This window comes from Flavobacterium sp. AG291 (assembly GCF_003350375.1).
GTDB classification, from domain to species: domain Bacteria; phylum Bacteroidota; class Bacteroidia; order Flavobacteriales; family Flavobacteriaceae; genus Flavobacterium; species Flavobacterium suzhouense.
The window spans coordinates 1-23856 of record NZ_QQAR01000003.1; the positions used below are offsets into that span (position 1 = coordinate 1).

A 23856-nucleotide genomic window follows, 5' to 3' on the forward strand; every position below is an offset into this window, starting at 1 on the left:
TTCGGCAAACTGATCAAACAGATCAGCCCTGACAGTGATGGATGGGATGGTACCTTCAACGGTGTACAGGTACCGGCAACCGACTACTGGTTTACCGTTACCTACCCGGAATATGACGGAACAACAACCGTGATACGTGAATTTAAATCGCATTTCTCACTGAAGAGATAAGAATGCAAAAACAATAAAAAGAACCGGGCAGCCAACAGCTGCCCGGTTTTTGTTTTTATAGGGAGATTGTGAGTTTGAAGAACTCGCGTCAGTTGTTAATTATTCCTGATAGAGATGTTATAATACTATGATAGGAGGGGATAAGTGGCGGCAGTAAACAACGAAGGAATGAATGCGCTTAGATATACTACAAAAAAGCCCCTCGTGAAAACGAAGGGCTTATCATATAACCTAAGAGTTATTATTTGCTGTTGTATTTTTTTATAGCATCAGAAAGAATTTCTACGGAACGAATAAGGTCTTCTTTTTTAAGAACGTAAGCAATTCTAATTTCATCAAGACCTACATTAGGAGTAGAATAGAAGCCTGCAGCAGGAGCAACCATTACGGTTTCTCCATTAAGGTCGTATGATTCAAGTAACCATTGAGCAAAGTTGTCAGCATTGTCTACTGGTAACTTAGCAATACAGTAGAAAGCTCCTTTTGGAGTTGCAACCTTAACGCCTTCAATTTTATTAAGTTCGTTAATAAGCGTATCTCTACGCTCTTTATACTCACCAATAACTTCATCGAAATAGCTTTGAGGTGTTTCAAGAGCAGCTTCACTTGCAATCTGCGCAAAAGTAGGAGGGCTTAGACGTGCCTGAGCAAATTTCATAGCTGTAGACATTACTTCTTTGTTTTTAGAAACAATACATCCAATTCTTGCACCGCACATACTGTAACGTTTAGAAACTGAATCAATCATTATGGCATTGTTTTCTATTCCCGGTACATTCATTACTGAATAATGTTTGTCACCATCATAAGTAAATTCACGATATACTTCATCTGCAATAAGGAAAAGATCATGTTTTTTTACAAGTTCAGCAAGTTGCTGTATTTCCTCCTGCGTATAAAGGTATCCTGTAGGGTTACCCGGATTACATATAAGGATTGCCTTAGTTTTTGGCGTAATAAGTTTTTCAAAGTCAGCGATAGGAGGAAGTGCAAAGCCTTCATCAATAGTTGAGATAACAGGTACAACCGTTACTCCCGATGCAACTGAAAATCCATTGTAGTTAGCATAAAATGGTTCAGGAATAATGATTTCATCTCCGGCGTCCATTGTGCTTCCTAAAGCAAAAAGTAGTGCTTCAGAACCTCCTGTAGTAATGATTATGTCAGCAGCATCTACATTTACGCCGTGAGTTTTATAGCTTGCAGCAAGTTTAGTTCTATAGCTTTCAAAACCAGCAGAATGACTGTATTCTAATATTTTTACAGTATTGTTTTTTATAGCTTCCAGCGCCACTTCAGGAGTTTTGATGTCTGGCTGGCCTATGTTAAGGTGATACACTTTATGGCCTTTCTTTTTTGCCATTTCAGAATATGGAACCAGTTTCCTGATTGGTGATTCAGGCATTTGCCTGCCTTTATTAGATACTTGAGGCATTGTATTTTAGTTTTTATAATGTTTGGTGCAAATTTGCGATTTTTTTTAGAGATTTAATAATTTATACCTGATCAAAATTGTTTTTGTTCTGTTATCAGTAAAGTGAAAATGTTATAAAAAGAAAAAGCCCTGTAGAAACAGGGCTTGTATAGTTTGGCATTAATTTATTATTGATTTGGGAGTGATTTTTTCTTGTCAAGAATATTGACTTCTTCTTTTTTAGTCACATCGCCTTTTATTTTAAGTGCTACAACACCGTCGGAATGATTAACAGCATTTGATTGTACAGTTATAGTTTTACGTATAGGACCAGGGGTCATATTATATTTAACTTCGATCTTTCCTGATTTTCCTGGTGCAATAGGCTCTTTAGGCCATGATGGCACGGTGCAGCCACAACTTGATTTTACATCTTTGATGATTAGAGGTGCATCGCCTGTATTTGTAAATTCAAAAAACCTTATACCGTTGTCCGTTTCTTTAGAAGTGTTTCCATAATCAACAGTGTCAGATTTGAATTCCATTTTCGCTCCTGATTGTGCGTATGATACGGTTGTAAGTAGTAAAACTGCAAAAAATCCTAAAAGTCTTTTCATAGTAATAGTGAATTTGGATTTAGTAAAAATACTCAGTTTAAATTAAAGTGCAAATTATGCTATAATGTTTTTTCAAAATTGTACTTATATGGTTACTTTTGCATACATTTTACAAAAAACATACCAATATTTTATTGGATAATTTATAGCACTGTAAGTTATGACGATCCCAGCACAATTTGACGCCAAGACAGCCGAAAGCAAATGGTACGATTACTGGATGAAAAACAATTATTTTCATTCAGAGCCAGACCATAGAACACCTTATACTATTGTAATACCTCCGCCAAACGTTACCGGGGTACTGCATATGGGGCATATGCTTAATAATACTATTCAGGATGTACTGATAAGAAGAGCACGCCTTAAAGGTTATAATGCCTGCTGGGTACCCGGCACTGATCATGCATCTATTGCCACTGAAGCGAAAGTTGTTGCTAAGCTAAAAGCTGAAGGGATCAATAAAAATGATCTTACACGTGAAGAATTCCTTAAGCATGCCTGGGAATGGACCGATAAATATGGAGGCGTTATCCTTGACCAGTTAAAAAAACTGGGAGCTTCATGTGATTGGGAACGTACTAAGTTTACAATGGATCCTGATATGTCTGCTTCGGTTATAAAATCGTTTGTGGATTTATATAATAAAGGACTTATATATCGTGGTTACCGAATGGTTAACTGGGATCCGGAAGCTAAAACGACGCTTTCTGATGAAGAAGTTATCTACGAAGAAAGGCAAGGAAAGCTGTATCATTTAAAATACCAGATCGAAGGTACAGGTGATTTTGTTACCATTGCAACTACGCGTCCAGAAACTATACTGGGAGATACTGCGATCTGTATCAACCCTAATGATGAACGTTATACGCATCTTAAAGGGAAAAAAGCTATTGTGCCTATCGCAAACCGTGTAATACCTATCATTTTTGATGAGTATGTTGATATGGAGTTTGGTACAGGGTGTCTTAAAGTTACTCCTGCACACGATGTAAACGATAAAGAACTTGGTGAAAGACATAACCTTGAGATCATTGATATCTTTAATGAAGATGCTACATTAAACAGTTTTGGTCTGCACTATGCGGGCAAAGATCGTTTTGTGGTAAGGGATGAAATTGCAAGAGAGCTGGAATCTATTGGTAATCTTGAAAAAGTAGAGAATCATATCAATAAGGTGGGGACATCTGAAAGGACTAAAGCTGTTATAGAGCCAAGGCTTTCTGATCAGTGGTTCCTGAAAATGGAAGAGCTTGCAAAGCCTGCTATTAAAGCTGTTTTGGAAACCGAAGAGGTAAAATTATACCCTAACCGTTTTAATAATACATATCGCCACTGGATGGAAAACATCCGTGACTGGAATATTTCGCGTCAGTTATGGTGGGGGCAACAAATTCCTGCTTACTACTATGGAGAAGGTAAAGAGGATTTTGTAGTAGCTGAAACTCCTGCGGATGCTCTTGAGCTAGCAAAAACAAGGACAGGGAATCAGAATCTTACTGTAGCTGATCTTAAGCAGGATCCGGATGCACTTGATACCTGGTTCTCATCATGGTTATGGCCTATGGCGGTTTTTGGAGGTGTACTTGAGCCTGAAAATAAAGATTTTAAATATTATTATCCTACTAATGACCTTGTGACCGGGCCGGATATCCTCTTCTTCTGGGTAGCAAGAATGATTATTGCGGGTTATGAATATGCTGGTGAGAAACCATTTACGAACGTTTACCTTACCGGACTGGTAAGAGATAATCAACGTCGTAAAATGTCTAAGTCATTAGGGAATTCGCCGGATCCACTTGATCTGATTGAAAAATTCGGAGCTGATGGTGTTCGTGTTGGACTGTTGTTAAGTGCTTCTGCAGGAAATGATATTCTTTTTGATGAGGAACTTTGTAATCAGGGTAAAGCATTTACAAACAAGATATGGAATGCATTCCGTCTTATAAAAGGGTGGGAGGTAGCAGATATCGATCAGCCGGATTATGCACGTAAAGCGGTAAACTGGTATGAGGCAAAACTGAATAAGACCCTTGCAGAGATTGAAGATCATTTTGAAAAATACAGAATATCTGATGCGCTAATGGCTATTTACAAGCTGGTATGGGATGATTTCTGCTCTTGGTTCCTTGAAATGATAAAACCGGGTTACCAACAGCCTATCGACAGGACTACTTTTAACAGTGCGATTGAGATGCTTGAGAATAACCTGAAATTGCTTCATCCTTTTATGCCTTTCCTTACGGAAGAGATTTGGCATCATATTGCTGAAAGAACAGAAGAAGAAGCGCTTATTATTGCTGAATGGCCTAAGCTAAAACAAGCAGATGAAAGACTGATTAATGGGTTTGAAGTAGCCGCTGAAGTTATAGCGGGTATACGTACAATTAGAAAAGAAAAGAATATTCCTCAGAAAGATGCTATTGAACTTAAAATAGTTAATAATGAGGGGATCTCTAATGAATATGACAGTGTTATCGCTAAACTTGGAAACATTTCTTCAGTAGAATATACTGCTGAAAAGGTTTCAGGAGCGCTTACTTTCAGGGTTAGGTCTAATGAATATTTTGTGCCGGTAACCGGAAATGTAAATGTTGAGGAGGAAATTGCTAAACTGACAGAAGAATTAAATTATAATAAAGGGTTTCTTAAATCAGTTCAGGCAAAACTTTCTAATGAGAAGTTTGTAGGTAGTGCACCGGAAAAAGTTGTGGCTATCGAAAGACAAAAAGAAGCTGACGCCCTTGCAAAAATTGCAACAATAGAGCAAAGTCTTGCGAGTCTTAAATAAGAAATAAATGCGATAAATAGAAAACGGCTGCCAGATGGCAGCCGTTTTTGTATAAAGCTTTTATGATTTATTCTTCATCAGCATAAGTGATTATTCGCTCTGCTAAAAACTGTGGAACACCTTTTATTTTTGTTACTTTTTTTGTCCAGTTGCCTTTAGCATCATACTCATATATATATTCTCTTTTATCAACTTCCATTCCTGTATTTGAGTCTTTTACAATTACTGAGGTTGTATTGTTGTATTTGTCATATGTAAAAGTTGCTGACATAAAAGGTTTTTTGTTTTTAGTTATCTCCCATGTCAGTTTGTTCCCTTTTCCGTCGTAGGTGTAAGTGTCAAGGGTATAAGATTTGTCAAAATTTTCAAAGGTCAAATGCGTCAGCACATTTCCTTTACTGTCATAAGTATAGTCTTCAGAGTAATCAACTTCGTTCTTGTCATTAAGAGTGAATTTTTTCATAAGATTGTCTCCTTCATATTTAGAGATAGTCTCATATTGTTTTTTGCCGTCTTTGTTATAACGGGCTTCTGATATTTTTCTGTTTTTCTTGTCGTATTTGTTTATCGCTTTGTGCTGAACGTATTCAGAATTTAAGTATATATCTTCCTGAATTACATTGCCCTTACTGTCATAAATATAGGCAATTTTGTCGTTAGGATTGTTTTGAGCATTGAAAGTAGTTTTTTGGGCAAGTTTATTGCCCTGATATTTCATTTCTACACGATCAATCTGGGTATTATCACTATTTCTTCTGGTGATGGATGTATTGTTTTTACCTGTTGCGTCCCAATCATATTCTATCTTAATCCCAGGCGCATTGTTTATATATTGAATAGTTTGCTGCTTCTTTTCACGGCCCTTATATGTGGTCTCTTCAAAAGGAGTTTTGCCTATATATTGTTTTTCAGACGTAAGCATTCCGGCTTCATCAAAAATCAAGTCGCTGTCATGCGTACTCATGTCTTCAAACATCGGTTTTATTTTTTGCATATTTCCATCAACCTGCCATGACTTGGTAGATAATTGCTTCACATCTCCTTCAAGTTTGTAGAATGTCCAGTCGGCTTTAGTACGGTCAATAGGTTTTTTTTCTTCTTTTTGGCAAGAAGCCAAAAATAGCAATAAAGCAAAAGGGTATAGGTATTTCATTATTTATGTTTGAGTTAGTTTATTTAGGAATCCAAAAATGGCATTTTTTCTTTAAACAGACAATTTTTTAATACTGATTAATTACTTATGAATAAAAAAAATCCGCCTTTAGGCGGATTTGATTTCGGATTTAACCGTTATTATTTTTTTATTGCAGCGTCATATTTTTTTGCTACTGTATCCCAGTTGATTACATTAAAGAAAGCTGTTATGTAATCCGGCCTCTTATTTTGATAGTTCAGATAATATGCGTGTTCCCAAACATCAAGTGCCAGCACAGGTTTTCCTGAAATTCCTGTGTTAGGCATTAAAGGATTATCCTGGTTTGGAGTACTGCCAATTACCAGTTTTCCTGTAGAATCAACTACAAGCCAAGCCCATCCTGAACCGAATTGTTTAGTAGCCGCTTCAGCAAATTGAGTTTTGAAAGCTTCAAAAGATCCAAAGTCTTTCACAATAGCTTCAGACAGTGCTCCTGAAGGAGTTTCACCAGCTTTAGCGCCTCCCATAATTTCCCAAAAGAAAGTATGGTTATAATAGCCGCCACCATTGTTTCTAACAGCCTTGTCTTCCATATTAAGGGTTTTCAGGATGTCTTCAATTGTTTTAGCTTCAAGTGGTGTTCCTTTTACTGCTTTGTTAAGCTCGTCGGTATATTTTTTATAATGCTTAGAGTAGTGGATTTCCATTGTTCTTGCGTCAATATGAGGTGCAAGAGCATCGTAGGCATAACCAAGTTTAGCCATCTGAAAAGGTCCTCCTTCAGCCTTAACGTCATCGGGGTTTCCAAGTGGAGCTGCAGCTTCTTTCTGGGGTTCAGGGACTGCTACTACTTCCTCAAGATTATTTTTTTCTTTACAAGATTGCATTGCTGCCATTACTACAAAAGCCGATAATAAGATCTTTACTTTTTTCATAATTTATTATATTATTTGATGATAGAATTAATAGTCTCGATATATAATTTTTTTGCTTCGTCAGGAGTCAGGTGTCTTACCTGCATCCAGGCATTCATTTTAAAAGCATTCCTCAAATCAAAATTCTGATAAGGGTTTACCTGTGCAATACCACCTGTAGCCTGCTTATAATAAGCATAAATGCGCAGCATCACATCCTGAGGCAGGGCTTCAGTCATGTTTGAAGCTTTTTCATAAGCCTCCTGAAACTGAGTGTCTAAATCTTTTTCCTGCATTAAGCTTTGGTTGCGATTATTGTTTTACCGCCAATTGCTTTTTCACCAAGTTTTACATTTACTTCTGTATCAAGTGGTAAGAACAGGTCTACTCTTGATCCAAATTTAATGAAACCTGCATCAGTTCCCTGAACAACCTGCATACCTTCCTGGGCATAATTAACAATACGTCTTGCCAGTGCACCGGCAATTTGTCTGTATAATATTTCACCAAACAGATTGTTTTCGATTACAATAGTTGTACGCTCATTTTCTTCGCTGGCTTTAGGATGCCATGCAACAAGGTACTTACCCGGATGGTATTTGCTGAACTTAACCAGTCCGTTTACGGCATAACGCGTTACGTGTACGTTTATTGGTGACATAAAGATAGATACCTGCAGTCTTTTATCTTTAAAGTACTCTGGTTCATAAACTTCTTCAATAACAACTACTTTCCCGTCTACCGGAGCAATAATGTTATGGTCAGTAGCAATAACATGACGTTTTGGATTCCTGAAAAACTGTAATATCAGTATCAGGAAAGCAAGCGCTATCAGTTGTACTATCATTCGAAGTATTCCATTAGCAATGAAATGGTCTGCAAGCAATGCAATGGCTACTGTTACAATTAGCCCAATAAAAATAAGTTTAGCTCCTTCTTTATGAAACATAAGTTAAAATTTGATAATACAAAAATAGAAAAGGTATTGCAAATATAATACTATCCAGCCTGTCTAAAATGCCTCCGTGTCCCGGCATTATGTTACCGCTGTCTTTAACGCCGGCTTTACGCTTAAGTTGTGACTCCACTAAATCGCCTAAGGTGCCGAATATTACTAAGATTACCGCGGCTCCAATCCACGGAAGGGATGAGTTGAAAACCGGTGTTAAGAAATTATCAAACTGACTTAAAATACAAGCGCCTAGTATCGTAAACAGCATTCCTCCTAAAAAACCTTCTATAGTTTTTTTAGGTGAGATACGTTCAAACAGCTTGTGTCTTCCCATTGTTTTGCCAACGATGTATGCAAAAGTGTCATTTGTCCAGATCAGGATAAAGCTACCTATAATTACAAAAGGGGAGTAGACGCCAACTATCACAAAAGGAAGTTTTATGATTAACAGGAAAGGTAATATTACATAACCTGTAAGTCTGGCAAGTTTTGCTGTCTTGTCTTTTGGAGCCGAAGGGCCTTTTTCAAAAAGTTCTTCAAGAAGCATAAAGGCCATAAATAAAGCCCCTATATTTAAAAGTATATTAGTGTAAAAGGTATTTATAAGTAAAGGAGAAAACACAACAAAACCAACAACACCCATAATTAAAGGAATAGTTTTGCTCAGGTTTGAAAGTTTGCAGAATTCGTTAATCGCAATAAGCATAAACATGCCAAACAGCAATACGAAACTATATTCGGAGAACAGGGTTGCGCCAACAAGGAGTGCTATATAAACGATTCCCGAGAGCGTCCTGACAATACTTTCATTCATGTTAGAGATCTTCTAAAAGAAGCAGGTATAGATTTTTAGCAGAACTTCCGTAATGCAGGAAATCTTCTTCTTTTACTTTTTCAAAATATTTAATAGTAGTAATGTTTGTAGGGTAATCTTTATCGTACTTTCTTTTGATTTCCCTTAAGCCGTCACTTTTATTTGCCAAAATCTGGCTTGTAGTTGCTACAATTACAATATTTGCAGGTAGTTCGTTTGGCTTGTTTTGTTTGATTTGGTTCGATGAAAACAATATTGAACCTTCATCCGCTATAAGATTTTCGCATGACGCTAAAAGAAACTTTGGATTGTCCGATTTTGCGTAAGAAAGCTTGTTTTCGTCGAGTAGGCTGTAAAGTTTAGGTTCAAGGCACATAACATTGCATTCAAACCAATCATTTTCTTCGAGCACATTCAGGAACTGCTCATGCAATTCGCTAAGGTTTTCACAGTAGATAAATTTGCCTCCATTTTTTCTGAAATTAAGCATAAAAAGTTCGTCTACAGGGAGTTGTTCTTCCGGAAGGAACGGATTCGAATCCGAATTTTTATCCTCACTGGAACCATCATTTGCTGCACCGAAAATTTTCTTAAAAAGACTCATACCTTACATTACCTTATTTCTCCTGATATGCTCAAAGATAAAAAAATCTTAATTCAATTTAAGAATTGAATTAAGATTTTTGATTTTTTTAGCAAAATAAATTGCCTATGCTTCTGTAATTACCTCATGCTCATGTTTATCAAAAGGTCGCTTACCAAATATATCCTCAAGGTCATCTTTAAAGATTACTTCTTTTTCAATTAATATATCTGAAAGCTTAAGTAATTTATCTCTGTTGTCTTCCAGAAGCTTAATTGCTCTCTGGTATTGATCTTCAATAAGAGTTGATATTTCCTTATCGATAACTTTAGCTGTTTCTTCAGAATAAGGCTTTGAGAAATTATATTCGCTTTGTCCTGATGAATCATAGTAAGTAATGTTACCAAGCTTTTCGTTAAGGCCATAAATGGTTACCATTGCACGGGCTTGTTTAGTTACTTTTTCAAGATCACTTAATGCACCTGTAGATATCCTGTTGAAAATTACTTTTTCGGCAGCACGACCACCCATGGTTGCACACATTTCATCAAGCATCTGATCCGGTCTTACAATAAGTCTTTCTTCAGGCAGATACCATGCAGCTCCAAGGCTTTGTCCGCGAGGTACAATTGTTACTTTTACTAGTGGAGCAGCATGCTCAAGCATCCAGCTTACAGTTGCGTGACCAGCTTCGTGTATCGCAATGGCTCTCTTTTCTTCTGGAGAAACAATTTTGTTTTTCTTTTCAAGTCCGCCCACAATACGGTCTACCGCATCAAGGAAGTCTTGTTTGTCTACCATTTTTTTATCTTTTCTCGCTGCTACAAGCGCGGCTTCGTTACATACGTTAGCGATATCAGCACCCGAGAATCCCGGAGTTTGCTTAGCAAGGAATTCAGTATCCAGATCTTCAGCTTTTTTAAGAGGCTTAAGGTGTACTTCAAATATCTCTCTTCTTTCACGAATATCCGGAAGATCTACATAAATCTGTCTGTCAAAACGTCCTGCACGCATTAACGCTTTGTCAAGTACATCAGCACGGTTGGTAGCGGCAAGCACAATAACGTTAGTGTTTGTGCCAAAACCGTCCATTTCTGTCAATAGCTGGTTAAGAGTGTTTTCACGCTCATCATTCGAACCAGAGAAGTTATTTTTTCCACGTGCACGTCCTACAGCATCAATTTCATCAATAAAGATAATAGCTGGCGATTTCTCTTTTGCCTGTTTGAAAAGGTCACGAACACGTGATGCACCTACACCAACAAACATTTCAACGAAATCAGAACCTGAAAGCGAGAAGAAAGGAACTTTCGCTTCACCGGCTACAGCTTTTGCTAAAAGTGTTTTACCTGTTCCCGGAGGTCCTACAAGAAGGGCTCCTTTAGGTATTTTACCACCTATGCTGGTATATTTTTCAGGGTTTTTAAGGAATTCTACAATTTCCTGTATCTCTTCTTTAGCCCCTTCAAGACCTGCAACATCTTTAAATGTTACTTTAATGTCGTTCTTTTCGTCGAAAAGCCTGGCTTTAGACTTACCTATATTAAATATCTGTCCACCGCCTCCGCCGGCACCACCGCCTGACATCCTGCGCATCATGAAAATCCACAATCCAACAATCACAAGTATAGGAAGAAGCGTTATAAGAACTTCACCCCAAATGCCATCTCCCTGGAATTCATAATCGTTTAATTTACCGGCTTCACGAGCCTGGTTTAGTGTTTTCTGAAATTCTTCTGAATTTCCAGTCTGGAAAGAATAGTGTGGTCCTTTGGTGTTTTTATTACCTAAAAGATCTTTACTTACTTTCTCATGTTCTTTCAGCTTCAATGCTTCCGGTTTAAGGAATGCTTCTGCTGTTGTTTTATTATAGGCTACTTTGCTTACCTCACCTTTATCAAGGTAAGTGTAAAATTTTGCAAGCGATATTTGCTGCGGGTCATTCCAGTTAGAGCCCCCCCATAAAAAATTTATAGCAAGGAATAGTACTAGTATTCCTCCATAAACTACCCATGGGCTAATTCTAACCTTGTTTGGTTTGTTATCTTTTGACATGAATTCCGGTTATTTAATAGTTGTTTCCTATTGATGTAATGCGGGCATCTCCCCAAAGGCTTTCAATATTGTAATATTCACGAATGTGTTTTTGAAAAACATGAACTACAATATTCACATAGTCCATAAGTACCCATTCACCATTTTCTGTACCTTCAACATGCCATGGTTTATCTTTCAGGGATTTGGAAACTGTTTTTTGGATAGAGTGAACTATTGCGTTCACTTGTGTATTTGAAGTACCGTTACAGATTACAAAATAATCGCAAACGGTATTGTCTATGGCCCTAAGGTCAAGAATATCAATATCATTTCCTTTTACTTCTTCGATACCTTTGATGATATTAGCTAACAGATCATCATTACTTACGTTTTTCTTAGCCATTTAAAATTATATGTTTTCGCAAAGTTATCATTTTTTGTATTTACTTTTGAGCGTTAGTTAAACTATTACAGCTATAAAAGCAATACAAAGTTATTTTGTAATGAATATTATCAAACTCAGTGCCATTAACTCAACAAATGATTATCTAAAGGGATTATCATCTGCACAATATCTTGAAAACTTTACAATTGTATCAGCTGAAGATCAAACTGCCGGACGAGGCCAAATGGGAGCTCAATGGAATGTTGAACCCGGTAAGAACCTTACTTTTAGTGTATTGGTTAAAGATCTTTTGCTTGATGTAACAGAGATTTTCAGTTTGAATGCTGCTGTAGCTGTTAGTGTTGTTGGTGCGCTGGAGAATTTTTCGGTTCCAAATCTTTTTATAAAGTGGCCTAACGACATTTTGGCAGATAATAAAAAAATAGGTGGCATACTTATAGAAAACAGTATAAAATCAGGAGGTGAGATTTATTCAGTTATCGGTATCGGGCTGAATGTAAATCAAAAAGAATTCGGTGAGTTGACGAAAGCGTCTTCATTAGCTGTAGTAATGAATAAAGAGTTTGACAAAGATGCCATAATGACTGCCATAGTAGAAAGCCTTAAACGAAATGTCGCTATTTTACTCAACAAGAATGGCAGCAAGATTTGGAAAGACTATCATGCAAAACTTTATAAGAAAGGGCTACCTATGCCTTTCGAGAAAAATGGAGTAAGGTTTATGGGGATAATACAGGGGGTATCTCAAAAAGGAGAGCTAAAAGTACAACTTGAAGACGATACTGTTAAAGCATACGGGATTAAAGAAGTTCAGCTTTTATATTAAAAAAAAACACCCGCTATAAGCAGGTGTTTTCAGTGTTTTATTTAGTCTTCATCATCTTCATATTCTTCGTCTGCGCCTTCAGGGTCAAACTCATTTATTAAAAAATCTACGACTAACTCCACTGTGTCACCATTTTCATTCAATCCCCAGTAAGCAGGGTAGTAGCCATCACCCCAACCCGAAGCAAACATAATAATATTGTTGTCAGAATCTGCAATAGGATGATGGTCATTCCAGTCGCCAAGGTCGCGAGAAAAATTATTTTTCCCGGAGTATTTTATAAACTCTTCAGAGAGTACATCATCATAATAGTTTGATTCAGGGTTTTTATCCTGAAGCTCATCCATTTTGGTGTTGAATTGAGTATTTGTTTCTTCGTCAAGGAAACAGGCAAGCCCTGATTCAACAGGGAAGCCGTAAAACTCATCATCACCAAGTTCATTCAGTTCTTCATTTGTCAGATCGTCGGTTAAAGCCAAAATCCACTTAGAAGCATCTTCAGGCCTGAATTTTATTTTTGCATAGGCTATCCTGTGATGCAGGGCGTCAATGTTTGCCATAAATATATAAACAGGATATTTGTCAGGTATAACAGTACGTGAAAAAGGTCTTTGCTCAAGAGAGAAAAATGGATCTGCAACAATAATCTTTCCGGTTGGGAGATTAACATCTCCAATATGAATTTCAGTAAGTTCCTGCGAATTCATTTCATCTTCAAGGTCGTAATGCAATTCGAAATCGTTTATATTCTCTTCCATAATGTTGTTTTTTTAAAGGGACTTAAATTTACTCAAAACCATAATCCTGAGTAAGTGTTTTGTAGAATATTTAACGACAATGATTCTGTTGTCTTATTCTGTTTTTGTATTAGGTTCAAAAGAAGGTTCGGTTCTTTCAGGTATTACAATTTGATCAGAGAGGTTGGGTAAAAGCATTCTCATGTCCTGAAAATTGTAGTTTGCCGTATCTAGAAAATACCAGTTTTTACCATTATCCTTCGAAATTGCTATTACTGTTGTTGTAGCTGTTAGTTTTCCCTCTGGCAGATCCATAGTCAGGATTTGCGGTAGTGTGCATTGTAATTCGGAATCAACAGTGATTATTTTAGATGGTGTTCCAAAATTTACATCAGTAACAATAATACCTTCTTTTGCAATCTCCATCATTTGCTCATTCATTTTTTTGAGAGCTTCTTTTTCGCCTCTCATTGCTTTTATTGTCGCTGGATGAGCATACTTAAGAAAACCTGCATAATCACGTTCTACAAATTTTTTACCCATCTCGTTAGCCTGTTCGAGCATAATCTTGATATACAGATCATTGCTTTGCGCCTGGGAAAGGAAAAAAGTAAAAAATAGTGAAAGAAATAAGAATTTAGTTTTCATAACGGAAATATCTTTTGATAAAAGTATAAAAAAAAGCCTCTTAGTTGTGCTAAAAGGCTTCTTTTATAAGGTTATTTTGTTTAAAGCTTATGCATATTCTGCGCAAGCGTTTCGATGAATTTAGTAATAGGGCCTTTAATCATCATTGCCATCATTGCATTGAATTCGCCTTCAAAAAAAAGCTGTACTTCACTTGAAGCTTCAGAAACAGTATTAATATTTCCGGTCAGGGTAAAAGGAAGCTTGTCGCTTGCAGCGCCCAAAACAACTTTGTTAGGAGCTGATTTTTCTTTTAGCTTTAATTTTATTTCAGGCATTCCTTTTAATGCAAAGATGAATGATTCATCACCGGCAACTTCGAATTTAGCTATGTTTTCAGGCATTAGCTTTTCAAAGTTCTTTACATCAGTAAGCTGGTCAAATATGTATTGAGCAGGTTTTTCTACGGTTACCTTAGGGCTTTCTAAATTCATGGATTTTAATTATTTTTTCTTTCCAAAAAGTTTCTCAACTTGTTTTTTGGCAATTTCGTTTGAAAAATATACCGGTGCATCTTTTACTTTTGTCGCACATGAAAATCTTAAAACAGGCGCTCCAAGAAATTTACTAAAGTGAAGCCCTACAATATAGTCCGGAAGTTCAAGCATTACAGATTCTTTGGGCATCGTGGTAAAACCTTCTTCAACGGCAGCATATAAATCGTTAAATGTATTGTCAACATCTTCAAAACTGAATTCACGGTATTCGTCCAGTGTTTTAAACTGCTGATCTCTGAATTTTACAGTGTATTTATTACCTGATTTTGTAATTTCAGCTTCTAAAGGAGCTCCAAATTGTTGTGCTTTTCCGATTGATTCACTTGGAGTGGTTTGAACTTTTTTTAATTGTGCAAAAGACATAGATGCTGTAAGCAGCATCACTAACAAAAACATTTTTTTCATTGTGATTAGTTTGGTTGATTAATATAATTTATTTAGTTTGTAATTAATTCTTTTGGCGTATAGTGTATTATCAACTTATTGACCCCAGGTAGAAGGGCTTTTGCTCCAGTCTTTAAGAGTATCAAGTTCTTCTTCGGTAATGTATTTTTTAGAAACAGCCAGGTCAAGTAGTGTCTCATAATTACCAAGCGTGTGTAGTGTTACATTCGCTTTTTTGAAATTTTCTACTGAAACATCAAAACCGTATGTAAATATGGCTACCATTCCTTTAACGTTGGCTCCTGCAGCTTTTAAAGCTTCTACAGCCATTAAACTGCTGTTTCCTGTACTGATAAGGTCTTCTACAACAACCACGTTTTGACCTTTTTGAAGGAAACCTTCAACTTGGTTCTGACGGCCATGTTTTTTAGGCTCAGGACGAACGTATACAAACGGAAGTCCCATATACTCAGCAACAAGCATACCTATACCGATAGCTCCGGTAGCAACACCAGCTATTACATCCGGTTTTCCGAACTCTTTTTCTATGTGCTTGGAGAATTCTTCACGTATGTAATTCCTTATCGGTGGGAATGAGAGAGTTATCCTGTTATCGCAGTAAATAGGCGATTTCCATCCGGAAGCCCATGTAAAAGGATTTTTAGGATTTAATTTAATTGCGTTTATTTGTAAAAGCAATTCGGCTGTTTTTTTGGCTGTGTCTATATTGAAAATCATATTGCAAATGTATAAAGTTTTTGTAAACGATAAACCACTTTTTTTGACAAATACTGTTGAAAAAGAAACTGACTTCAGGTTGTTTTTACTGGAGAGCGTTGATATTGAACAATTGATAGTTAATATGTTTAATAACAAGGTGAAAAAAGCGTTTTTATACCATCCTGATGAAAAAGAGACCTTAAAAAAATTAAAGGAGAAAATTCCTGTGGCTAAAGCCGGAGGCGGGCTTGTTTACAATAAAAAAGGAGAGGTACTTTTTATACTTCGCAACGGTAAATGGGATTTACCCAAGGGGGGAATTGAAAAAGGAGAAGATATAGAAGATACCGCAGTTCGTGAGGTAGAAGAGGAAACTGGAGTGAAAAATCTGAAAATTACCAATAAGCTTCAGAAGACGTATCATATCTTTAAACGTAATGGAACTTACAGGTTAAAAATTACACATTGGTATGAAATGAAGACTGATTATACAGGAAAGCTCTTTGGACAACTGGAAGAAGGTATAGAAAAGGTTGCGTGGTTAAATGCAGATCAGATCAAAGAAGCTCTTACTAATTCTTATGAGAATATTAAATTGCTTTTCGAGGATGCTGAAGTAGAGAAATAATACTTTGAAAATAGATTGTTAAAAAGGAATGTTAGAAGATACTATATTGATATTATAAATAATTTTAAGAAGAAATTTAAACGTTTTTAAATATTCATTTAATAATTTTTGTGATAACTTTATATAATAATCTTTATTCTGATGAACAACTTTTAAATAAGCATCTGGTTTTTCTCCAATTAATTCTAGATGTCCGTGTGCAAAATAGTTTCGTTCTTCAATAAAGTAATTTAGTGTTTTTGTGAAAAGTTTTCTTTTTTCTCTTGTATTTAATTCTTCTATTTTGTAGAAATCAGCATCTATTTTTAAGATTGCACTTAATAAAAAGGCAAATTTTGCAAAAGAAAAACCCTTGAAGGTTTTATCTTCTGCAAAAATTCTTTCACATTCTTTACTCAAACTGCATAATGAATCAATATTGTATTTGTTTTTTGTGTAAATGAAAATTGCTGTTGATAATTCGTAGTTTATTATTTCCGCCAAACGGATTGTTTTGCCTAATGCATAAGTAATGTTATTAAATCGATCATATAAAAAATCAAATTCATCGGTGTAATCATAATGGATACGAGTGAAATCATTTTCTTTGGTTTTTAATTTCAATATTATAGTTGATGTATGGAACTTATTTATGTCATCTTCTTTAAAATTTTTGAAAAAGGTAATTCTTGACATAGAATCGTAAACATCAACTTCTATTAATTCTGATCAATTAAATTCCATTTTTAAAAATTTTAAGATTTAAATGTGATAGATAATATCTTTATTTTACTTTCCTGTAAACCGGATATTCCATATGCGTCCTTTCATAATATGGTGAATGACGGTAAATCCAGTCCAACTGAGCATCGGCATTATCTGCAAATGTTTTGTCTTCCTGTTTTTTCTTTTCGAATTCAGTTTTTAGGTTATTATTTTCTTTAATAAGCTTTGCTGCTGTATCTTCAAAAACATAGTCTGAAAAATATTCTTTCTGTTGTAGTATAGCGTCAAAAAAGTTCCATGCAAAAAAGGAATCATTCCCTTGTGGTTCAAGTGTTTCCAATAAATATTTTACACCGGGCTGCGTTGTGGTTACCATCAGATCTCCTTTTTTGAACAACACTTTACGAGTAGTAGTTTCTACTGCAACGGTACTATGAGGGTAATGTCCTTCATAGGCCAATTTACCCGTTTTAAAGTCTTTTATACGATAACTTTCCACTTCAATCTCCTTATCTTTAGCAAGAGGTTCCATTTTAATATTGTTGAGTTTTAAAAGCTCAATGATATTCCACCATGACTTAGGTATTATATAAGCTTCCGGTATTGCGACCTGAATCAACGGCTGGTACGTTTGGTAATAGGGAAGCATTTTGTTGAAAGGTTTTTTACGGTCGTAAAAAAGTCTTTGTTTACCTGTTACTTCACTGGTTTTATAATCGCCCTGATAACCTAAAAAGGGTAGAGGGGTAACCTGAGTAGAATCTATTTCCCATTGTAATGTATATCGTGATCCGGGTTTATAATTCTCCAGATTCTCAGAACGCAACAATTTAATCCTGTTATAATCAGAATCTATAAATTTAACAGACTCTGCCATGTATTCGTAGGTAACCTTTACCCGCGCAGAATATTCTTTTAGCATATGTGTTTCCGGCATACATCCGGGTACATTGAACATAGATGCATATCCTGTTGAATATCTGGGATAATCCATAAACTGTTCAAAACCTGCGGCATCGGGTTTGGTGTCGTGCACATTTACATAAGGAGTTGCTTCGATACCTTTAGCTTTTAAGGCCGATAGAATTTGAGGCATCATTTCAGTCTTAAAAAATGTCCCCAGCTCGCCTCCCAGCTTTTGATGATGGGTAGCTATATAGGTCAGTGTATATTGGTAATCGGCACCATTGCTAACATGATTGTCTATAAAAGCATCTGGATTTACAGTATGAAAGATCTGTGCAAAACTTCTCGCATTGCGGGTGTCGTTTTTTACAAAATCACGATTAAGGTCATAGTTGCGGGCATTGCCACGAAAGCCATAGCTTTCAGGCCCGTTTTGGTTTGCACGGCTGTGCGAATTGCGATTCAATGCCCCTCCTATATTATAGATAGGGATGTTTACAAGTACTGTATTTTTAGGTGCAGTAACCTTGCCGGTTGCAAGATCACGGTAAAACATCATGGTAGCATCAATACCATCAGGCTCACCCGGATGAATACCATTATTGATTAAAAGAACAGCTTTGTCCTTATGAATTGCATTAAAGTCGAACTTTTTATCAGGATTGTAAATAACTATGTGCAATGGCTCACCGCTATCGGTAAGTCCCATTTCCTGCATTTGTATAGTTTCAAAGTCTTTGTCAAGAAGCCTGAAAAAAGCTATAGTTTCTTCGTAGGTAGCAGTTTGGTTACCATTCCCTTTTTCATAGGGAGTTTGGTATTGCGTTTTTTTTTGCGCGGTGATTATGCAACTAAAAAGGAGTAATAGTAAAAATTTATTCATAGGCCTATTTTACCCTTACAGCGTCAGGAACTAATATAGTGTAGTCTCCACCATTGCGAAGAACGTCACGAACAATACTTGAACTAATATATGACGTACTTGCAGCAGTAAGCAGGAATACAGTCTCTATCTGTGAAAGTTCTCTGTTGGTATGTGCAATGGCTTTTTCAAATTCAAAGTCGGCAGGATTGCGTAGTCCGCGAAGGATAAAGTCTGCGCCAACTTTACGACAAAGATCAATGGTAAGTCCCTGATAGGTTACAACCTCTACTTTAGGCTCATCAGCAAATGATTCCTCTATAAAGCGTTTACGTTCTTCCAGCGAAAACATATATTTTTTTTCAGCATTTACACCGATGGCAACAATTACTTTGTCAAACAGGCTCACGCCACGTTTAATGATATCGTAATGGCCTAATGTTATAGGGTCAAATGATCCCGGGAATACTGCTATTTTCATGTTTTTTTAGTTTGTCCGAAGTCGGAGATCCGAAGCCGGAAATTTCATAATCACTCCTATAAGTGTAAACTGTAATTATTCACTGAATACTATTTCTTCCAAAGCACCTTGCGTTCCATTGCCAGTTTTATTTCGCTGTCAAGCAGGTCCGAGAAAGGTATTCCGGCATGTTGTGCCTGTTGCGGAAAGATACTCGCGGGCGATAATCCCGGATTAGTATTCATCTCTATAAAATGAGGTTCGCCATCCCTTACAATAAAATCAGTGCGGGAAAATCCGCTCATTCCTAATGCTTCATATGCTTTTGCTGCAGTTTCGCGAACTTTTTGTTCCGTTGCAGCATCAAGGCGAGCGGGAGTTATCTCATCTGATTTCCCCTGGTATTTAGCCTCATAATCAAAAAAGTCATTGTGCGATACGATTTCAGTCAGTCCTAATACGGTTGTTTTTCCGTTAAGGTTCAGTACTCCAACCGATACTTCGGTTCCCTTAAGGTATTCTTCAATAAGAATATCGCTGTCTTCAGCAAAGGCAAATTCAAGTGCTTTTTCAAAATCGGCAAGGTCATTCACTTTAGAAACACCCAGGCTGCTTCCGCTTTGGTTTGGTTTTACCATAAAAGGCAATCCTACGGTATCAGCTACCTGTTGTGCTGAGATAACATCTCCTTTAGAAATGTAGATGCTTTTTGCTTTTGGGATATTGAATTTAGAAAGTACCGACAAGGTATCTCTTTTATTAAAGGTAAGTGCCGACTGGTAGAAACCACATCCTGTATAAGGTAGTTCAAGCAGTTCCCAGTACGACTGCATATGGCCATCTTCACCGGGAGTACCATGAATTATATTTACAGCCACATCAAAAGTTGTCTTTTTGCCCTCTTTTTCAAAAGAGAAATCACCTTTATTTACAGGGTATTTATTGCCATCGATCAATACATTCCAGCCTTCAGGAAGGATATGCACCTCAAATGGTGTGTATTTTGATTTGTCAAGGTTAGTAAGGATAAGCTGGCCGCTTCGTATAGAAATAACGGATTCGTCTGAATATCCGCCCATTACTACTGCTACATTCATTTTTAGAGAGGGTTAATGTTAAAAGCTTACACGAAAGTAACGCAAAAAGCGTTATAATAACGATTCTTAAGCTTACACAAAAATATCATTATTTGTGTAAACTATAAAGTTTAGTATTATTTATATCTTTGCCAAAATTCATAATAGATGACCCTAAAAGATTTTTTGACCAGTAAAGTTTTTTTCAAGCAGCTTGCCATCGCATTGGTAATTGTAGTTGTGGTAATTTTTGGTTTGCTTCAATACCTTAGTTATGCTACGAATCACGGCGAGGAAATTCCGGTTCCTGATTTACGTAAAATGACCCTGGAAAAAGCAGAAGAAGCTCTTGACGCTGTTGATTTGGAATATGTAGTTCTGGATACGGTTGATTTTAGGGCAGAATATCCACCTTATACAATTGTTGAGCAGGATCCACTTCCAAAAGTGAATGTAAAGGACGGAAGAAAAGTTTATGTCAAGATAAATTCAAAAGGTTTTGCAGCTGTAAGCTTACCGGACATCATCCAAAAAACATACAGGGCTGCAATACCAAGCTTAAAGTCTGCCGGACTTGAAGAGGGTAAGAAAACCTACAAACCATATCTTGCTAAAGATGTTGTGCTTGAAGTATGGGTTAACGGTAAAAAGCTTAAAGCAGGGGATAAAGTAATGAAATCATCAAAAGTTGATCTTGTTTTAGGTGATGGGAAAACTGGGTATGAAGAGCCTGAAAACGATACTATAAAAACATCAGAACCTGAAAGTTCGGAAGAATAAGAAATGACAAAACCTATTATAGAGCAGGAGCCGGACGATAATGAAGAGCTTTTTGAGCATCATCGTTTTGAGGCAGGAAAAGGACAATCGCCATTAAGGGTAGATAAGTTTTTAATGAACCTGATGGAAAATACCACCAGGAGCAAGATACAAAAGGCAGCAGATGATGGTAATATCTATGTAAATGATATTGCTGTAAAATCAAACTATAAGGTTAAGGCTAATGATATCGTTCGTATATTGTTAGAGCACCCGCCTTATGAGTACCTGCTTACGCCTGAGAATATTCCTTTAAATATAGTCTATGAAGATGACCAGCTGCTTGTGGTAAACAAGGAGCCGGGTATGGTTGTGCATCCGGGGCATGGTAATTACTCAGGTACACTGGTAAATGCTTTGGCATACCACTTTGAGAACCTCCCAATGAACAGCAGCGAAAGGCCGGGACTTGTACACCGTATTGATAAGGATACTTCAGGACTATTGGTTATTGCCAAAACAGAGCAGGCGATGACGTACCTTACGCAGCAGTTTGCAGAGAAAACTTCTGAAAGGGAATATATCGCAATAGTATGGGGTAATGTTGAAGAAGATGAAGGTACGATAGAGGGTAATATTGACCGCCACATGAAAGACCGTATGCAGATGGCTGTATATCCGGATGGTGAGCAGGGCAAACACGCTGTAACTCATTATAAGGTTATTGAGCGCCTGGGTTATGTAACTGTAGTTTCATGCCGACTTGAAACCGGACGTACCCACCAGATTCGTGTGCACATGAAACATATCGGGCATACCTTATTCAATGATGCGCGTTATGGTGGAGATATGATCCTTAAGGGAACAACGTTTACAAAATACAAGCAGTTTATAGACAACTGCTTCAAGATATTACCACGCCAGGCACTACACGCTAAAACGCTTGGGTTTGAACATCCAACAACAAAAGAATTTATGCGTTTTGATAGCGAACTGCCGCAGGATATGGTCGAATGCATTGAAAAATGGCGTACTTACTCTAAATCACATACTGTTGAGGAAGACGAATAGTTGATTTGTTTATTCGTTGATGCCGTCATTGCGAGGAAGTATGACGAAGCAATCTTATATAGAAATCCCGAAGTGAAAGCTTCGGGATTTTTTATTAAATAAAAAACCTGTGGCACTTTCGCACCACAGGTTCACCGAAACATATAAATTGGACTAAAACAATTATTGTTTTACGAACTGAAGCTCAATAGCCAGCTTCACTTCTTCGCCTACAAGTACACCACCTGTTTCAAGGGTTGAGTTCCATGTAAGGCCAAAATCTTTACGGTTGATCTTACCTGTAATAGTAAAACCGGCTTTAGTATTTCCCCAAGGGTCTTTAGCGATACCGCCAAATTCTACATCAAGGCTTACCGGTTTTGTTTCACCATGCAGGCTAAGGTTACCGTTAAGTGTATATTCTCCTTCGTTTTTCTTGTTGAAAGCTGTAGATTCAAATGTGATTTTTGGAAATTGGGCTGCGTCAAAAAAGTCTCCGCTTAATAGGTGTCCGTCACGGTCTGCGTTACCTGTGCTTACTGAGTCGATATCTCCGCTGAAAGAGAAAGAAGCTCCTTCGAATGAATCTCCGTTAGTTGTAGCCTCGGCAGTGAATTTGGTAAACTGTCCTGAAACGTTAGTAAACATCATGTGTTTTACTTTAAATCCTATTTCTGAGTGTGTTGGGTCTACTGACCATTTTGTTGTTGACATAATCTTAAAATTTATATGGTTTTTTTATTTGTTATTTGATAAAGCAAAGTTCCGTTATAATAAATGCCTGTGCATTGAACTAGGACAAGAAAATTAAACTGTCATCGGAACTTCAATTAATAATAATTCTGCATCCGGGGTATTGGCAATGATACTGATCTCTGAAGTATTCCAGATTCCAAGAGCATCGCGCTCATTCAGTTGAATGTTGCCAATATTAATATCACCTTTAATTACAAAAGCATAAATACCGTTACCGCTTTTCTTTAATTTATAGTCTGTTGTAAAGTCTTTGTCAAACTTTCCAAGGTGAAACCATGCATCCTGATGGATCCATACACCTTCTTCGTTAGCATTTGGTGAAAGTATTTGTTGCAGTTTATTGTGACGGTCAGCTTCGTTTAGCGTAATCTGGTCGTAACGTGGAGTAACATTCTTTTTGTTAGGGTATACCCATATCTGAAGGAACTTTGTAAGCCTGTCTTTGTTCTTGTTGTATTCGCTGTGGTAAATTCCTGTACCGGCACTCATTACCTGAATATCTCCTTTTTTGATAACGGCGGTATTCCCCATACTGTCTTTGTGCTCTAAATCACCCTCAAGCGGAATAGAAATGATTTCCATGTTATCGTGAGGGTGTGTGCCAAAGCCCATACCGGCATCTACACGGTCGTCATTCAGTACACGAAGCACGCCAAAGTGCATCCTGTCCGGATTATAATAATTAGCAAAGCTAAAAGAATGGTGAGAGTCAAGCCATCCCTGGTTAGCATGTCCGCGGCTGTTTGCTTTGTGTAGTACTGTATTTTCTAAGATAAGCGAACTCTCGTTTGGTAAATGGTTGTAACCGATTGGTTCAAGAGGCTGTATCTCGTCGATGTCATTTTTTAATGTATCGCCTATGGCTGCGGAAGTAATGAACATTCCGGTTCCCATAAGTCCTTTCCTGATAAATTCTTTTCTGTCCATAGTATATTGGTTGTTTTAATATTACTATGCAAAGTTGCTGCA

The 23856-nt window shown here is 37.0% G+C and carries 27 protein-coding genes; 6 read left to right on the forward strand and 21 right to left on the reverse strand.

The annotated features are described in order from the left end of the window. Window positions 1-12: 12 nt before the first annotated feature. Window positions 13-171 (forward strand): T9SS type B sorting domain-containing protein, encoded by a 159-nt coding sequence (locus DEU42_RS17770; RefSeq protein WP_410501017.1) that lies wholly within the window; start codon window positions 13-15, stop codon window positions 169-171. Window positions 172-412: 241 nt separating this feature from the next. On the opposite strand, the gene DEU42_RS03910 is transcribed toward DEU42_RS17770, so the two are convergent. Both DEU42_RS03910 and DEU42_RS03915 read right to left on the reverse strand, forming a co-directional pair. Further along, entirely contained in the window at window positions 413-1606 is a 1194-nt protein-coding gene (locus DEU42_RS03910; protein ID WP_114756982.1) for a pyridoxal phosphate-dependent aminotransferase, read from the reverse strand. A 167-nt stretch (window positions 1607-1773) separates the two neighbouring features. Next, window positions 1774-2202, reverse strand: a complete 429-nt coding sequence (locus tag DEU42_RS03915) for a DUF1573 domain-containing protein (RefSeq protein ID WP_114756983.1) — start codon at window positions 2200-2202, stop codon at window positions 1774-1776. 160 nt (window positions 2203-2362) lie between these two features. Between DEU42_RS03915 and DEU42_RS03920 the strand changes: the two genes are divergently transcribed. Then, on the forward strand, window positions 2363-4993 hold the full coding sequence (locus tag DEU42_RS03920; RefSeq protein WP_114756984.1) for a valine--tRNA ligase: 2631 nt from the start codon (window positions 2363-2365) through the stop codon (window positions 4991-4993). A 67-nt stretch (window positions 4994-5060) separates the two neighbouring features. Here the strand turns inward: DEU42_RS03920 and DEU42_RS03925 are convergent, their stop codons facing one another. The 8 genes from DEU42_RS03925 to rsfS all read right to left on the reverse strand — a co-directional run bounded on the left by DEU42_RS03925 (window position 5061) and on the right by rsfS (window position 11831). Further along, on the reverse strand, window positions 5061-6146 hold the full coding sequence (locus tag DEU42_RS03925) for a hypothetical protein (RefSeq protein WP_114756985.1): 1086 nt from the start codon (window positions 6144-6146) through the stop codon (window positions 5061-5063). Between the two features lie 140 nt (window positions 6147-6286). Further along, window positions 6287-7063, reverse strand: coding sequence for a superoxide dismutase (locus tag DEU42_RS03930; protein ID WP_114756986.1), 777 nt, complete (start codon window positions 7061-7063; stop codon window positions 6287-6289). A gap of 11 nt (window positions 7064-7074) precedes the next feature. Beyond that, complete coding sequence (locus DEU42_RS03935; RefSeq protein ID WP_114756987.1) at window positions 7075-7338, reverse strand: acyl-CoA-binding protein; 264 nt, start codon at window positions 7336-7338, stop codon at window positions 7075-7077. Then, complete coding sequence (locus DEU42_RS03940) at window positions 7338-7991, reverse strand: phosphatidylserine decarboxylase family protein (RefSeq protein WP_114756988.1); 654 nt, start codon at window positions 7989-7991, stop codon at window positions 7338-7340. The genes DEU42_RS03935 and DEU42_RS03940 overlap by 1 nt, the downstream gene beginning before the upstream one ends. Continuing rightward, on the reverse strand, window positions 7981-8808 hold the full coding sequence (locus tag DEU42_RS03945) for a phosphatidate cytidylyltransferase (protein WP_114756989.1): 828 nt from the start codon (window positions 8806-8808) through the stop codon (window positions 7981-7983). The genes DEU42_RS03940 and DEU42_RS03945 overlap by 11 nt, the downstream gene beginning before the upstream one ends. Window position 8809: 1 nt before the next feature. After that, window positions 8810-9412: an LUD domain-containing protein gene (locus tag DEU42_RS03950; protein WP_114756990.1), complete on the reverse strand. Its 603-nt coding sequence runs from the start codon at window positions 9410-9412 to the stop codon at window positions 8810-8812. A gap of 105 nt (window positions 9413-9517) precedes the next feature. Next, window positions 9518-11446, reverse strand: a complete 1929-nt coding sequence (ftsH, locus tag DEU42_RS03955; protein WP_114756991.1) for an ATP-dependent zinc metalloprotease FtsH — start codon at window positions 11444-11446, stop codon at window positions 9518-9520. Between the two features lie 13 nt (window positions 11447-11459). Beyond that, window positions 11460-11831, reverse strand: coding sequence for a ribosome silencing factor (gene rsfS, locus DEU42_RS03960; RefSeq protein WP_114756992.1), 372 nt, complete (start codon window positions 11829-11831; stop codon window positions 11460-11462). Between the two features lie 100 nt (window positions 11832-11931). Here rsfS and DEU42_RS03965 point away from each other — a divergent pair, with 100 nt between their 5' ends. Continuing rightward, entirely contained in the window at window positions 11932-12660 is a 729-nt protein-coding gene (locus DEU42_RS03965; RefSeq protein WP_114756993.1) for a biotin--[acetyl-CoA-carboxylase] ligase, read from the forward strand. A 41-nt stretch (window positions 12661-12701) separates the two neighbouring features. On the opposite strand, the gene DEU42_RS03970 is transcribed toward DEU42_RS03965, so the two are convergent. The 5 genes from DEU42_RS03970 to pyrE form a co-directional block, all read right to left on the reverse strand. Then, window positions 12702-13418: a DUF4241 domain-containing protein gene (locus DEU42_RS03970; RefSeq protein ID WP_114756994.1), complete on the reverse strand. Its 717-nt coding sequence runs from the start codon at window positions 13416-13418 to the stop codon at window positions 12702-12704. 93 nt (window positions 13419-13511) lie between these two features. Further along, on the reverse strand, window positions 13512-14045 hold the full coding sequence (locus DEU42_RS03975; RefSeq protein ID WP_114756995.1) for a hypothetical protein: 534 nt from the start codon (window positions 14043-14045) through the stop codon (window positions 13512-13514). Between the two features lie 80 nt (window positions 14046-14125). Then, the gene (locus tag DEU42_RS03980) at window positions 14126-14518 is read right to left on the reverse strand and encodes an SRPBCC family protein (RefSeq protein ID WP_114756996.1); all 393 of its coding nucleotides are present in this window, start codon (window positions 14516-14518) and stop codon (window positions 14126-14128) included. 9 nt (window positions 14519-14527) lie between these two features. Then, the gene (locus DEU42_RS03985) at window positions 14528-14986 is read right to left on the reverse strand and encodes a hypothetical protein (protein ID WP_147278057.1); all 459 of its coding nucleotides are present in this window, start codon (window positions 14984-14986) and stop codon (window positions 14528-14530) included. A gap of 75 nt (window positions 14987-15061) precedes the next feature. Beyond that, window positions 15062-15703: an orotate phosphoribosyltransferase gene (gene pyrE / locus DEU42_RS03990; RefSeq protein WP_114756998.1), complete on the reverse strand. Its 642-nt coding sequence runs from the start codon at window positions 15701-15703 to the stop codon at window positions 15062-15064. A gap of 7 nt (window positions 15704-15710) precedes the next feature. Between pyrE and DEU42_RS03995 the strand changes: the two genes are divergently transcribed. Beyond that, window positions 15711-16313: an NUDIX hydrolase gene (locus DEU42_RS03995; protein WP_114756999.1), complete on the forward strand. Its 603-nt coding sequence runs from the start codon at window positions 15711-15713 to the stop codon at window positions 16311-16313. Window positions 16314-16331: 18 nt separating this feature from the next. On the opposite strand, the gene DEU42_RS04000 is transcribed toward DEU42_RS03995, so the two are convergent. From DEU42_RS04000 to DEU42_RS04015, 4 genes are all read right to left on the reverse strand, one after another. Then, on the reverse strand, window positions 16332-16988 hold the full coding sequence (locus tag DEU42_RS04000) for a hypothetical protein (RefSeq protein ID WP_114757000.1): 657 nt from the start codon (window positions 16986-16988) through the stop codon (window positions 16332-16334). A gap of 88 nt (window positions 16989-17076) precedes the next feature. After that, on the reverse strand, window positions 17077-18807 hold the full coding sequence (locus DEU42_RS04005) for a M14 family metallopeptidase (protein ID WP_114757001.1): 1731 nt from the start codon (window positions 18805-18807) through the stop codon (window positions 17077-17079). 4 nt (window positions 18808-18811) lie between these two features. Then, the gene (gene coaD / locus DEU42_RS04010; protein WP_114757002.1) at window positions 18812-19267 is read right to left on the reverse strand and encodes a pantetheine-phosphate adenylyltransferase; all 456 of its coding nucleotides are present in this window, start codon (window positions 19265-19267) and stop codon (window positions 18812-18814) included. An 89-nt stretch (window positions 19268-19356) separates the two neighbouring features. Next, window positions 19357-20343, reverse strand: a complete 987-nt coding sequence (locus tag DEU42_RS04015; protein WP_114757003.1) for a D-alanine--D-alanine ligase — start codon at window positions 20341-20343, stop codon at window positions 19357-19359. A gap of 147 nt (window positions 20344-20490) precedes the next feature. Here DEU42_RS04015 and DEU42_RS04020 point away from each other — a divergent pair, with 147 nt between their 5' ends. Together DEU42_RS04020 and DEU42_RS04025 are read left to right on the forward strand one after the other, a co-directional pair. Further along, the gene (locus DEU42_RS04020) at window positions 20491-21102 is read left to right on the forward strand and encodes a PASTA domain-containing protein (RefSeq protein ID WP_114757004.1); all 612 of its coding nucleotides are present in this window, start codon (window positions 20491-20493) and stop codon (window positions 21100-21102) included. A gap of 3 nt (window positions 21103-21105) precedes the next feature. Then, complete coding sequence (locus DEU42_RS04025) at window positions 21106-22152, forward strand: RluA family pseudouridine synthase (RefSeq protein WP_114757005.1); 1047 nt, start codon at window positions 21106-21108, stop codon at window positions 22150-22152. A gap of 162 nt (window positions 22153-22314) precedes the next feature. On the opposite strand, the gene DEU42_RS04030 is transcribed toward DEU42_RS04025, so the two are convergent. Further along, window positions 22315-22845 carry a YceI family protein gene (locus DEU42_RS04030; protein WP_114757006.1) on the reverse strand — a complete coding sequence of 177 codons (531 nt, stop codon included), beginning with the start codon at window positions 22843-22845 and terminating at the stop codon, window positions 22315-22317. A gap of 93 nt (window positions 22846-22938) precedes the next feature. Continuing rightward, window positions 22939-23814: a pirin family protein gene (locus DEU42_RS04035; RefSeq protein ID WP_114757007.1), complete on the reverse strand. Its 876-nt coding sequence runs from the start codon at window positions 23812-23814 to the stop codon at window positions 22939-22941. Window positions 23815-23856 lie beyond the last annotated feature (42 nt).